General features: G+C 36.5%; 11 protein-coding genes and 1 pseudogene. 6 read left to right on the plus strand and 6 right to left on the minus strand.

Going from position 1 to position 13523, the window contains the following annotated elements; genetic code table 11:
* Positions 1–54: 54 nt before the first annotated feature.
* The 5 genes from AYJ08_RS20690 to AYJ08_RS20710 all read right to left on the minus strand — a co-directional run bounded on the left by AYJ08_RS20690 (position 55) and on the right by AYJ08_RS20710 (position 4530).
* A complete protein-coding gene (locus tag AYJ08_RS20690; RefSeq protein ID WP_064019280.1) occupies positions 55–1170 on the minus strand; it encodes a DUF2515 family protein in 1116 nt (371 codons plus the stop codon).
* A 128-nt stretch (positions 1171–1298) separates the two neighbouring features.
* Positions 1299–1748 (minus strand): DUF441 domain-containing protein, encoded by a 450-nt coding sequence (locus AYJ08_RS20695; protein ID WP_064019281.1) that lies wholly within the window; start codon positions 1746–1748, stop codon positions 1299–1301.
* 26 nt (positions 1749–1774) lie between these two features.
* The gene (locus tag AYJ08_RS20700) at positions 1775–2083 is read right to left on the minus strand and encodes a DUF1811 family protein (RefSeq protein ID WP_064019282.1); all 309 of its coding nucleotides are present in this window, start codon (positions 2081–2083) and stop codon (positions 1775–1777) included.
* Positions 2084–2432: 349 nt separating this feature from the next.
* Positions 2433–3197: a cell wall hydrolase gene (locus AYJ08_RS20705; RefSeq protein ID WP_064019283.1), complete on the minus strand. Its 765-nt coding sequence runs from the start codon at positions 3195–3197 to the stop codon at positions 2433–2435.
* 643 nt (positions 3198–3840) lie between these two features.
* Complete coding sequence (locus tag AYJ08_RS20710; protein ID WP_064019284.1) at positions 3841–4530, minus strand: peptidylprolyl isomerase; 690 nt, start codon at positions 4528–4530, stop codon at positions 3841–3843.
* Positions 4531–5711: 1181 nt separating this feature from the next.
* Between AYJ08_RS20710 and AYJ08_RS20725 the strand changes: the two genes are divergently transcribed.
* The 4 genes from AYJ08_RS20725 (at position 5712) to AYJ08_RS23685 (ending at position 9442) form a co-directional block, all read left to right on the plus strand.
* Positions 5712–7004, plus strand: a complete 1293-nt coding sequence (locus AYJ08_RS20725) for a helix-turn-helix domain-containing protein (RefSeq protein WP_064019286.1) — start codon at positions 5712–5714, stop codon at positions 7002–7004.
* 417 nt (positions 7005–7421) lie between these two features.
* On the plus strand, positions 7422–7646 hold the full coding sequence (locus AYJ08_RS20730; RefSeq protein WP_064019287.1) for an aspartyl-phosphate phosphatase Spo0E family protein: 225 nt from the start codon (positions 7422–7424) through the stop codon (positions 7644–7646).
* A gap of 58 nt (positions 7647–7704) precedes the next feature.
* Positions 7705–8592 carry a hypothetical protein gene (locus AYJ08_RS20735; protein ID WP_064019288.1) on the plus strand — a complete coding sequence of 296 codons (888 nt, stop codon included), beginning with the start codon at positions 7705–7707 and terminating at the stop codon, positions 8590–8592.
* Between the two features lie 709 nt (positions 8593–9301).
* The gene (locus AYJ08_RS23685; RefSeq protein WP_157452907.1) at positions 9302–9442 is read left to right on the plus strand and encodes a hypothetical protein; all 141 of its coding nucleotides are present in this window, start codon (positions 9302–9304) and stop codon (positions 9440–9442) included.
* 392 nt (positions 9443–9834) lie between these two features.
* Here AYJ08_RS23685 and AYJ08_RS25000 read toward each other — a convergent pair.
* Positions 9835–9912 (minus strand): annotated as a pseudogene (locus AYJ08_RS25000) (hypothetical protein); the annotation flags it as partial.
* 655 nt (positions 9913–10567) lie between these two features.
* Between AYJ08_RS25000 and AYJ08_RS20750 the strand changes: the two are divergent.
* Both AYJ08_RS20750 and AYJ08_RS20755 read left to right on the plus strand, forming a co-directional pair.
* Complete coding sequence (locus AYJ08_RS20750; protein WP_064019291.1) at positions 10568–11701, plus strand: flagellin N-terminal helical domain-containing protein; 1134 nt, start codon at positions 10568–10570, stop codon at positions 11699–11701.
* Positions 11702–12079: 378 nt separating this feature from the next.
* Entirely contained in the window at positions 12080–13216 is a 1137-nt protein-coding gene (locus AYJ08_RS20755; RefSeq protein WP_064019292.1) for a flagellin N-terminal helical domain-containing protein, read from the plus strand.
* Positions 13217–13523: the final 307 nt, after the last annotated feature.

Here is a 13523-nt window from a genome sequence, read left to right on the forward strand (position 1 = left end):
AGGTTGCTCTTCTTTTTTTGTGAATAGCTATCGTTTGGTACAAATGTGGTTGATTTATTTTGAAAAATTACGATCTTTTGTAACGGATTGTAGCCATTGCTTTATTTTCAAAAACGGAGCAAACCAATGAGTGCCTTGTTTGATCATATCCAATGCTGATTGATATTCAGACTCTCCTTCTACTGGTAACAGTTCCCCTACTTCTAATTTATCGTACCAGGACATGTCACAAAACCAGTCTATTCCCCCGGCATCCTTATGGCGAACGGGTAACCATACTTGTTGTAAACAAGGACTGTAGGCTGGGGAGGGCTCATCAGTGGCAAAGGCAGATGTACGTATCTTTTCTTTCGTAGAAGTAAATCGATGGGGCCAATAATCAGCCCTTGAGCCTGTATGCTTAACCTCTTCGCAAAAACGACAGATAGCTTTCAAACGTTTGGGATTAGCAAATAGATAATGATATAAGGTTTTGCCGATCAGAATACGGCTGGATAGCTTCTCAAAATGTGCCAGATTAAGCACCAGCATTTTATCGTAGGCATTGCTATGCGAGATTTGGTAAGGGAATAGGACTTGTTGCAAGGAAAGCATTTCGGGTAAGGTAAAATCTAATCGTTTTAATACATGTGTGACAAAGTGGGGATGAGTAATGACTCGCTGATGAATATAATTTTGCTCATTAATAATGAGGGCCCAGGTAAGTCGTCTACGTTCATCTTTTAGAGATGGAGCAAAAGGATTCCATGCTTTTCCTTTGAATTGAGACATTCTATGCCAAAATTGAGACCAGATCGGAATCATAAATGCAGAAACCCCAAGCTCAGGGAGCCATGCTGAAAAATCCTGCGAATGGTTCTGCATGGCTGCATATAGCAATAGCTGGGGATAGGCATCTTGGAATATAAGCCAGTTACATCGTTCCAAAAAGATAAAAAAATCCTCTATTTCTTGCTTAGGCAATATTTTGGGCAACCATTCCCCGCGTAAATCGGTCATTTGCCAACCGCCGTTACGTGAGACCAAATGAGCTAACAGGGCCCAATCTATCTCAGGATAAGCCTTATAAAAGGAGTGATAAGCATTCGTGCGGGTAATATTTGTGGCATTGGCTTCCTTTACCTGATGACGAATGCTTGCTAGGATTTCTATTTTCGAAAAAGCTGACATGGCAGTGTGAAAAATCCTTTCTTTTACAGATACCTATTAGCCTATCCTGTTTGCAGGAGAACATGCAGCATATGCAGTAACTAGAAAAACAGCCTCTCACCCGTATGGATGGAGGCTGTTTTTTATGCTTATTTTGTTAAAACCTGAAATAACATCGAAACGATACCAGCAGCGATTAATGGTCCCACAGGAACCCCTTTAAATAGTGATACCCCAATAATTGTTCCTACTAATAACCCTGTAACAATGACAGGATTCGCTGACATGAGGCCTGCACCTCGTCCTCCTAAGTAAGCAACAAAAATTCCTACCACTACAGCTAATAACGATTGCCAGTGGGTAAATGTACTCCAAATCATTTGCGGTGTAATTTTTCCACTAGCAAGCGGAGTCATGACGCCAATTGTTAAAATAATGATTCCGATATGCAAACCGTTTTGTTCTAAAAACGGAAAAACACGCTCTAATTGTAATAAACGCACAAACAGTAAAAAAGAAACAGCAATCGATACGGCATTATTACTACCTACAATTGCCAATCCTAGCAATAACAATAGAAGTAAACTGGTGATGTCCATGATGATAATCTCACTTTCCCCGTAAATTATTCTTCTAGCATGCCGACTGGAAAACCCACGGCTTCTGCCTCTCTGTCATGTTGAAAGGTTCCCCATGCAAAGACACCATTAAAATACTCGATGATAAAAGGCTCTTGTTGTCCGTGTACCTTATAGCATTTCCCAATACGGAATTCTTTGGTACCTAGATAATAAGATTTTGCCATGAAAAATTTTTGTTCAAGAATGCCAACGCTTACCTGATCGTTTTGTCTTTTTTTCTCATCAATTTGTTTACGAAGTGTTTCCATTTCCTCTTGTAGTTCTGCTAAGGTAAACTGGCTGTATAAACGCATATTCTGCCTCCCCTATACTTGACTCCTGCTTCCATTTATCTTTCTAATTCTTTATTGTAACAAGAAAAAAGAAAAAGCGTGAGCAAAATGGTAAAAAAAAAGCACTCATCCGTCATGGAATGTGTGCAGAGAATATGGGGGTTTTGAGAAGGAATACTTATAAATCGATTGAATTCGCTCTCACCCGAATAACCGTTGTGATAAGTACTCTGAAGAATAGTCTTCAGTATCCAACTCAAATTTGAAACGACTGATTAGGCCTTACTATATCAAACAAAAATAAATTGGAAATAAAGGTAAAATAAAAGAAAAATAAAATCATTTGAAATCACAAGTTGCTCCTATTTTCCTAAACAGCAAACACATGATTATCAATCACGACAGTTGTTGTCCGGCTAAAAATCCACCTAGAAGTAGAGATGTCTGGATTGTAAAAATACAGGGCTCCACGAGAAGGGTCATCTCCAAATAAAGCATCTCGAACAGCTAATTGAGTTTCTTTATTTTTAGCAGAGGACAATCGTCCATTTTGAATAACGCTAAACGCATTACGAGCAAAAATGACGCCTTTTATCGTATCAGGGAACTGCTCTGATTTCACTCGATTTAATACAACGGCTGCCACGGCAACCTTTCCTTCATAGGGCTCACCACGGCTTTCCGCATAAACTAGACGTTCTAGCATGTCAATTTCCGCGGAAATAGAATTACTTTTGTGTAACCGGGCGAAGGTTTCTTCATTAAGTAGTCCTGTTACCGGGAGACCTTTTAAGCGTTGAAAAGCGGCTACTGCTTGTCCTAATTGCTTACTTGACCGACCGTCAATCGGCCCCTGATATAGCCCTGCTTTTTGGAGCTTAGCTTGCGTTTTCTGAATGTTTTTCTGATTACTGTCTGTTTGCACCTCTTCTACAACTTCCATGTTTGCTGGACTTTGTTGAGGAGCAAAAGCCAAGGCAGCGGCTTGCTTTTCTGTCTTGTTTGCAGACACGGGTTGGATGGCCGGAGCAGCTACACCGGCTGGTGTAAAGAAAAATGCGATAGCACTAACGCTTGCTAAAAGGCTAATGTGTAAAGCCATACGTATTAAAGGTAATGTCCTTATTGATTGCAAGAGAATGCCTCCTTTAAAGTTCGAATGGGAGCTAGACTAGTTCACCACACGTCAAATTTGGCAATTTTTTCATGTAATAGAAAAGGACGTAGAGGTAAACGCCCTTTTTGTTTTTTGTCCTCAGTTTATGCCGATGAGTCTTTTGGTCTTCAATCATTCTAGTCGTAGGCAAAAGACTAGGACAATAGTAGGATATTGGAAACCAATTTGGGAGGAAACGCATGAAAAAACGCATAGGGATATAGAAATGGAAGAAGTTTTCTCTTGTGGGAGGAGCAGTAGGCAGTGAGAAAGGGAGTGCTTTTTAGTAGATACAGTCGAATAAAAGCCCAATGAGACAAGGAATGAAGGGAACAAAGGCTAGCGGGGAAGTATGAGTTAGCCATTTAGAAAACAGAATTGAACATGCTCAAAAAAAGCGGAAATAGACAGGGGCGGGAGGAAAACAACTGGTTCACTTTGCTAAGAATGAACCCGAAGATTGGCTATCATACCTCTAATTCCCATGGGAAACCTATGAAAAAAAGTGGAAGAATGGGGATGAATAGGACGCTGTATATGTAGGCAGCAAAAATAGATGAAAAAGGAAAAAGCCCTTGAGTCATGCCTAGAGGCATTCCAAGGGCTTGCCGTTTCCTTATGTTTATTTTTCTGTAACGGTGATCTTTTGAATGGTAATGGTTTCAGTTGGCGTACTATTCTCACCAAATGAATTTGCTTTGACAGGTGTAGCGGCAATTTTGTCGATGGTGTCCATACCTGCTGTTATTTTTCCGAATATTGTATAGTCTGGTCGAGCCTCCAAGTTCTTTACATCATCTCCAGAACCAATGAAAAACTGGCTTCCATTGGTATTTGGCCCCGCATTCGCCATTGCTACAACACCTTTATCATAAGAGTGCCCATTCTTTAATTCATCTTCAAAGGAATAACCAGGACCGCCTGTTCCATCTCCCTTTGGATCACCAGTTTGAATCATAAAGCTCTGGATGATGCGGTGAAATGTTACACCATCGTAAAAATGATCGTTTGCGAGGAAAACAAAGTTATTGACGGTTTTAGGAGCGTCTTTTGCAAACAATTGGATGGTAAATGACCCTTTGTTAGTCTCTACAACGGCTTCATAATTTTTACTTGGATCAATCTTCATCTCAGGAGCCTTATCATATTGTTTGCTAGGCTTTTTAACGGTTTCCTCCTTTTTGTCTGAAGGAGCGGGTTGCCCGGAAGCAGCGTTATTTTGTTGTTGATCAGGAGCAGGAGCTGTTTTTGTCCCACAGCCTGTTACGAGAAGAGCGAAGCCTAATAATAGTGCGATCGGTAGACGTTTCATACTGATCCTCCTTATTTTTTTCTTCATTGTACCAGACAACCGATGGAGAGGTGAAATGACATGGCTACATCTCAATATACACAGAGCGAGGTTAATCTTTGGTTTGAAAGCTATCGATGCAAGCTATTAAGTCCTTATGTAAATCAAAAAAATGAATTAGTATACTTATGCAAGTGTGGACAAGAAATGCATAATTCATTTGTACGTCTAAAAAAATTTTGTAAAGACCCATACGGCATCAATTGTCGCAGAGAGGAGAAACGGAAAAAGATTTACGAAGAAATCATTGAGGTTATTATGAAGTATAATCTACAAGGTAGTGGATTCCATATATACAAAAAAATCCCCTTCCAGCATATAGCCAGAAAGGGATAACTATTTTACTTCATTTGCTTCAGGATTATTTACAAACCCTCTATGACAATTCTTCCAGACAACAACTTCCTTATGTAACCACAGATCATTTTCAGTTAAGTTATAACGTTTCAATAACTGCACACAAAATTCTAAGAGAGAATGATATGTTTTAGAAGTCATCTTCCCACTCATATCTATATGGATGCATTCAATCCGAGTAATACACAGAGGATTAAACCAATCAGCATAATCAACTTATTAGTGGTTTCTTGATACCATTTCTTTTCATCATTCCCTTGAGAGATTTTTGTCTCAGAAGACTTAGATTCTCGAATTAACCTAAATTTCTCGCGTTGTTGACGCATCTCTTCACGTTGTTGGTCAGCAATTGTAGTTAGCTTGGTAATGTTTTCAGTCATGATCACAATAGCAACATTAAAGAGCTTATCGCTTTGTTTAATGCTTAAGTTAATTTCTCGGATATCTTACTTTGTTTCTTCTTTGAAAGAATTGAGTTCTCTGTGCAGATTCTCAACTTTTACTTCTAAAACTTGGTTACTGGACATAGTAATAGTCCCTTTCAACGTAGAGTTATATGTAGCAAGTGCATATTAATTAACTCCCTTTCCAGCGAATAGGAGTAGATTTATAAGGTTTTAAATTTAAAAATTAAAAAACCACCTTTCTTGTTGTAAAAAATATAAAAATTATTTAATCCAATAATTTTTATTGTTATTTACAAAAATATACAATATAGTTAGAGTCAAGTTAAGATTGATAAAGGAATCAATGTAATTATTTATAAATTATGGAAGGGGATTGACATGGTTGACAGTCTAACTTTCACAACATTGGGGGAACTGATAAGAGAAAAAAGAGCAAATATGGGCTTGAGTTTGTCGGAATTAGGGAGAATGACAGGAATTAGCAAAGGGGTCTTATCGAAGATTGAAAATGATGAAACAAAGCGTCCAGAATTAAGAACTTTAAAGCCAATCGCAGATGTTTTAGATATCCCATACGAACAAATCATTGAATGGTATATCAAAGTAGAACATCGGGCTGAAGTTTTTGATGATTTTTTATTATTATGCATTGAACTTTCGAATCCTACTTTGATGGCTAAGGTTGCTATAAAATTCCTTGAAAATTCAAAGGAGGATACATACGCATTATTAGAACATATATATAAACTTGCTAATAAAGCTGTAAACAATGAAGTTAGATTGTCGCTGTACAATACAATTATTAAATATGCAAGAGCACACGGCATTCCCATGTACATAGCTAAGCCGTCATTTCAAAAATACTTGATCGAAAGACAAGATTTTAAAAGTATGGAGGAGTCATTTAAAGTTGGTGAAGAAGCTATTCACTATCTAGATTTCTTATCTAAAGAAGAAAAGATAGTTTTATTTTTTAGAATGGCTCTTCAAGCATATGCAATGAAAAAATATGAGAAGTGTATTGAATTAGGGGAAAAGGGGATTACAGAAGACATTGGGAACAATGAGCTAAAGGAACGAGTAGCGTTAGCAATATGTAACTCTTATGTCTGTTTGAACGATTGTGAGTCGGCAGAAAATTATGTTAACCATTTTTGCAAGTTAGGATATAAGTTTGTTTTAGAATGTCATAAGACAATTAAAGCAAACATACACTTAAAAAAGGGGGAGTATGATTTAGCAGTCCCTCTATTGCAAGAGTGTTTACTTGAGTCTGTTGATGACAATTATATTCATAGATTAAATGACTTACTAGAAACATTGCTAATATTAAAAGATGATAATTCTATTGTAAGTGTTCTTGAATCTATTGAAGAAAGTAAAATGAACATTGATGTTAAAACTCCATATAAGTATCGAGAGTTAGGTAGATTCTACAAAATAAGAGGGGAGTTTTATTTAAAACAAGGGAATATTGAAATGGGCATTTCTAAGCTAATTGAAAGTGTCTTGAATTATGAAAAAGTGAGCGCTTATATAGAGATTAATCATTGCATGGGTATGATACTAAATTGTGTAAATAAAAATTACAAAAAACTTGAGAAGAGAATATTAAGAAAACTAGTGTATATTTATGATGAAATAAACCAAAAAAAACAGATAAGGGGTTGAGAATGGTGAAAAAAACAATATTGTTTTTGAGCCTACTTTCATTACTATTTTCTGCTTCATTATCACTTGAAGATACGTACGAGACAAAAAATCAACAAGCAATCTCTGCGTTTCTAGATGATCCGGGATATTAATGTTTTTGAAACTATTGAACGCTATTAATTTAGCGTTCTTTTTTCTGAAAATATATAATTTTTGTCGTAATTTGTAAAACGTTTCAAGCTAATGGTTTTTTAAGGAAAAATTAGAACGGAGCGGAAAATGATATTCAGGAGGAAGAAAGGAGGTGTCACTTTCAATCTAGGTGACTTAATAATTAAAAGGAGCGTTCCCGTTAGTTTCTAGACAATCGGAACGACCCCACCTTGAGCAACAATAAATGTTACTCAGGTTCATTTTACCACTCACTTACAGAATATGAAAACAGAAAATTCTCAACTAGAACATGGTTTACAAAAACGTATTGAACTCCTCCGTAAAGAGTTAGAGATGTTGTATTACCAAGAAGGCTCATTTTTACATCCAGAAGTATTGCAGATGAGTCAGCAGCTAGATGAGTACATTATTGAAATTCAAAAGCTTCGCTTAAAAAATCAAAGAAGTGGAAGTCAGATGAATATAGGTTGCACGAAAGCCCTTTAGAACAAACTACAAGAATCTTCTTCAACGTATAAAAACAAAAATATCAGGAGGAATTTATATGAAAAAATTAGCAGGTTTGGCTCTATCTACTATGTTAGCTATGAGTGCTTTTTCCATGGTTCCTGAAGCATATGCAAAAGAACTTAATAAGAAAGAAACAATTTCAGTTGTTAAAAACTACATGGATAAACACGTTCCTGAACTTATACATGATTTGGAAAATTTGAAATCGAAAGAGATAGAAAGCTCAGAAGAAATTGAAAAAGTTATTGAGGAACACTACAAAAAATTCCCAGCACCACTAGAGATGAATGATTCTTCTCTAAGTGTTGAAGATATTTTCCCAGAAAAGTCAAAAGCAATAAAGCTATATAACGCCAAGAATAAAAATAAATTTTCAGTAGGAAATTTTATGGAAAAACACAATAGTCCATCTGGTTATGGTCATTTTATTGATTATAACAAGAAAGATGGTGAATTAGTTGTATATGTAGGAGATGCAGGTGAGGTAATTGTTCAATCTCTTAGTACAATCGCTGAAACAGCGTTAGATACTAAAGAAGTCAGAGCAAGCGCTAAAGCTAAAAAAACAGAAAAGAAAGAGTCTAGATACGAATTTTATAATGGCTGGGGGTTAAAATCTTTAGAAGTGTGGGCAAAGGGTCAATTTGAATATGACGGGAAAAAAGTAAAAGCAACTTATAGTGATGGAGATTGGAAAAAGTATATTGGCGGTACGGTACTAACTGTTGATGAAAGAGCTTTAGGGAAAGTAAGAAACTTCTCTGAAGGAAACAATGACTACTGCGAAGTATACACAAGACTAAGAGCAGAGGGTATCATAGGGTGGAAGTACTTTGGGATTACCCTAAATACCGAAACGTTTGAGGTTTATGTAGGGTCTACAGTTAAGGGAAGTACTTACGGTGGGATAAATGAACTGTAGCATCAAAAAAAGGCTAGGTTATATTATCTAGCCTTTTTTCTCTTATGATAAAATAAATATGCTATTAGCATAAATAAAATTACAGTCATAATAATTTGAGTGATTATAGCCCCCTTTGGAAGTAACAAGCCGACAAGTATTATTACTGCAAAAAAGACTATAATGAAAATGGTTAGCTTTTGCATCAGTCGCAAATACACGTAAACCCCTCCCTTAACCATTTTACAACATAATAACATATTTTCCTTATTTTTTAAATAACAACCACACAGTTTGATTCTGAATGTGCCGAATATGCATATAAAGTCTGGAAAAAATGTGATTAAAAAATTGCTCCCTGACGTTTTGGTGGGGAGCTTTGAGAGGGTGAAACAATGAGGAGTAAATCTTTGCTAATAACCTTTATCTTAGTGGCATTAGCAGAATTGATTTGGTTATTTTATATCAAGCAAAATACAAGCATTACTTGGACTGTGAGTATTCATGTTCTAATTATTGTATTATCACTTGATTTCCTTTTTAACAGAAAAAAAAGCCACTATAGAAATTATAGGTATCGTTCAATTTTACAAGGTATTATCAAGGTTGCTCTAATTGCCATCCCTCTACTTTACTTAAGCTACATGTAACACCTATAACAATTTCTATAGTAAAGAACCAAAAAACGCTCTCTATAGATGTTGCTGATGTGGGAGACAGTGGTTCCCCAGTGTTTACGTTTGGGGCAAAGAAAAATGTAGCTATCTATGGCATTATCTCTGCAACTGATGGCAAGGTGACAGTTATGTCACATGTAAAAAACATTAATTCTGAATTAGAAATTACGCCAATACTCGGAAAAGAACAATAAGGTAATCGGATCTTACATTGAAAATGATGTAAGACCCGATTAATTAAGGAGCAGATTGGGATGAAATATCTATTAACTTTTATATATATCTTAATAGGAAAAGTCATCCTGTTTGCATACTACGATCCCAAATTTTTTGGTTATACAATTCAATACTATCTCAGCACTAGTATTTTCTATTTCATTCTATTGGGATTGATAGTCATTTCAATAAGAGGTATTTTGAATAGAAAAATAGATGATGATCGTAAAAATATTTTATTATCCCTAGCTATCTTTATTGGTTTTTGTATCTTAGCTTTTTATTTAGGCGAATATATTATTGAAAGTCATATGGCTCATCTACTGTGAATAACATTATTAGCGTTTGTACTTTGGTGGACAAATGAATTGAAAACAACTGTGAAACCTACACCAATTAATTTAGTTATTTGTTCTCAAAATTCAGTCTTATATTCTTTCCAGAGACCATGTCAATTTCCCCAGTGTTTGCTAATTGATCATTCACTTTCTTTTCTTCAGTCGCAATAGGGAGGACTCTTATTCAGCTCTATCCCAATCAATCACCTCTTTCTAGAATGAATATTGCCACACTTCAATATATATAAAATGAAGTACGTCTCTTATTAGTTACATATATTGAAGAATTTACTGTTGAATATCTTGAAGCTACAATTATTAAAGCCATTGTAAAACAGGAGAAAGCTGAAGGGATTTCAATACAACAAACAGAAGAATTAGACTATGAAAAATTAATGAATACTATTACTCAAATTGGGTTTGAATTCCAGCAACAAGGAAAACTTGAATATTTTATTGTGACGAAAAGCATTTGTGAATGATCACAGATCGTGAAGAGAAGGGATAATGCATGAGTAATTACTTTAATATTTAGTGAATAAAAAAATATTTGATAAAACTATAAAGTTTTTTGTGATATAACCGATATTAATAATAGTCACCTAAATCATGGATATTTTCTGGGCAAAATGATGCTAAGAAAGTGTGGTTATCCAAGATTTGGTTGACTAGCATCTTGAAACGATCCTATTTCAGAATAGTGCAACATTACATAATCTTGAGCAAATGGATGGTTCAAGAAGTAAAAACACGGAGGTAGGAATCATGAGAATCAATCACAACGTATCAGCACTAAACACGCACCGTCAGCTAGGTGTAAACACTGGAGCATCTGGTAAAAACCTGGAGAAATTGTCTTCTGGTCTTCGCATCAACCGTGCAGGTGATGACGCAGCAGGTCTAGCGATCTCTGAAAAAATGCGTGGTCAAATCCGCGGTCTAGAAATGGCTTCTAAAAATGCGCAAGACGGTATCTCCTTAATCCAAACAGCAGAGGGTGCCTTGACTGAAACACACAGCATTCTACAACGTATGCGTGAACTAGCCGTTCAAGCATCTTCTGACACCAACGAAGGCGTTGACCGTCAAAAGCTTCAAGCAGAGGTTGATGAGCTGTCCAAAGAAATTAAACGTATTTCAACAGACACTGAGTTCAACAACCAAAAAGTATTGGATGGTTCTTTCGAAGACAAAACGTTCCATATCGGTGCTAACCAAGGACAAAACATCAAATTGAGTATCAACAACATGAGTAACAAAGAGCTTGGCGTAAATGGTCTAGCTAAAGAAACAACGGCGGGTGACATCACGTTTACGAACAGAAGCGGTGATGAAGCTTTCAAAGTTGAATTTGCAATTGGAGCGAAAGGATCTGGTACATCTGCTAAAGTAGATAAGGATGGTAAAGTCACCGTAACCTTAGCATCTGCAGACGGTACCAATACAACAGCAAAATTTGATGATGTATTAGGAGCTCTGAAGGCCGTAGGAGTTGAATCGAAGCTTGGCGCTGGTAAAAAAGGAAGCGATACTGCCGCTAAATTAGCAGAAACAACTATTGCTAAAGCTGCTGCTACAGATGTTGATGACACAAGAGGTGTTAACATCTCCACACAAAAAGCTGCAGATAAAGCAATCACAACGATCAACAACGCTCTTAACAAAGTATCGGAAGAGCGCTCTAAACTAGGTGCAAACCAAAACCGTCTAGAGCACACTATCAATAACCTGGGAACAACTGCTGAGAACCTAACAGCCGCAGAATCCCGTATCCGTGATGTTGATATGGCGAAAGAAATGATGGACTTCACGAAAAACAACATCCTGACTCAAGCAGCTCAAGCTATGCTTGCCCAGGCTAACCAACAGCCTCAAAGCGTGCTTCAATTACTTCGTTAATTTATTTTATCGAAAAGACCTAGCGAATCAGTTAGGTCTTTTCTTTTTTCATTTAAAATGGAGAGCTTAATAGGTAATGTGTAGGCTATTAATAAAAGAGTGAAATTCTCGATCAAAAGGTAAAACTATACAAAAAATTTTGATTTAAAAAATATTATACATAACAATAAAGTTTTAAATCATATATCCGATATTAATAATAGTCGCTCAAATCATGGATTTTTTCTTTAGCATGGATGGATGTTGAGGATAGCGCTACTATTTGGGACGACGGAAGCAGTTGCCATTTTGAACAATTTGATTTCAAAATAAAGCAACACAACATCATCTTGAACAACATGGATGGTTCAAGAAGTAAAAAACACGGAGGTAAGAATCATGAGAATCAATCATAACGTATCAGCACTAAACACACATCGCCAACTAGGCGTAAACACTGGCGCATCTGGTAAAAACCTAGAGAAATTGTCTTCTGGTCTTCGCATCAACCGTGCTGGTGATGACGCAGCAGGTCTAGCAATCTCTGAAAAAATGCGTGGCCAAATCCGCGGTCTAGAAATGGCTTCTAAAAATGCGCAAGATGGTATCTCTTTGATCCAAACAGCTGAGGGTGCATTAACTGAAACACACAGCATCCTGCAACGTATGCGCGAACTAGCCGTTCAAGCATCTTCTGACACCAACGAAGGCGTAGACCGTCAAAAGCTTCAAGCAGAGGTTGATGAATTGTCCAAAGAAATCAACCGTATTTCTACAGACACAGAATTCAACAACCAAAAAGTATTGGATGGATCTTTTGAAAACAAAACATTCCATATCGGTGCTAACCAAGGACAAAATATTAAGCTGAGCATTAATGATATGAGCAATGAGAAGCTTGGTGTAAACGCTACTTACAAAGAAACTGATCTTAAAAGTATGGAGTTAACTGTAAAAAATAGAGAGGGCGCAGAAATTACAATTAAATTTAGTGATCCTACTACAACTGCTGCAACAGAAACTTCTGCTAAATTAACGAAAGCAAATGAATATACGGTTACATTAAAAAGCGATGGTAAAAAGGGTACAGGCACGAAACAAGACGTAATGGATGCTCTTAAAAAAGTAGGTCTTGATGTAGTTGCTAAAGACGAGTCTAAAATGAAAGATGCAGTAGCAGGCAAAATTGCTGCTGATGAGAAAGTAGCTGCTGGGGTGGAAGATAATACAAGAGGTGTTAACATCTCCACTCAAAAAGCAGCAGACAAAGCAATCACAACTATCAACAACGCTCTAAACAAAGTATCTGAAGAGCGCTCTAAACTAGGTGCAAACCAAAACCGTCTAGAACACACTATCAACAACTTGGGAGCAACTGCAGAGAACTTGACAGCTGCTGAATCCCGTATCCGTGACGTTGATATGGCAAAAGAAATGATGGACTTCACAAAAAATAATATTCTTACTCAAGCAGCTCAAGCCATGCTTGCACAAGCTAACCAACAGCCTCAAGGCGTACTTCAATTACTTCGTTAATCTAACGATGATAATGAAAAGACCTAACGAATCAGTTAGGTCTTTCCTTTTTGTATAAAAAAGCAGTTCTTAATTAAAGAGGGAAATAAGATATTAAATTATCTAATGGTATTTTTGGAAGAAGAGACAATACGAACTGAACTAGTTAGATGTGCTTTTTCTCCGGGAGATATCATAGCATTATCAAACATTTTGGATGCTGTATATTGTAGTGATTAATAAGTCCTGTAATTGATATTTCTATTTTTTGTTACGTTTTTGAATCAAGTATTAGTTGATGTTAAACCTGAATGAATTGCTGAGATTT

The sequence above is a fragment of the Brevibacillus sp. SKDU10 genome, from assembly GCF_001645205.1.
Classification (GTDB): domain Bacteria; phylum Bacillota; class Bacilli; order Brevibacillales; family Brevibacillaceae; genus Brevibacillus_B; species Brevibacillus_B halotolerans.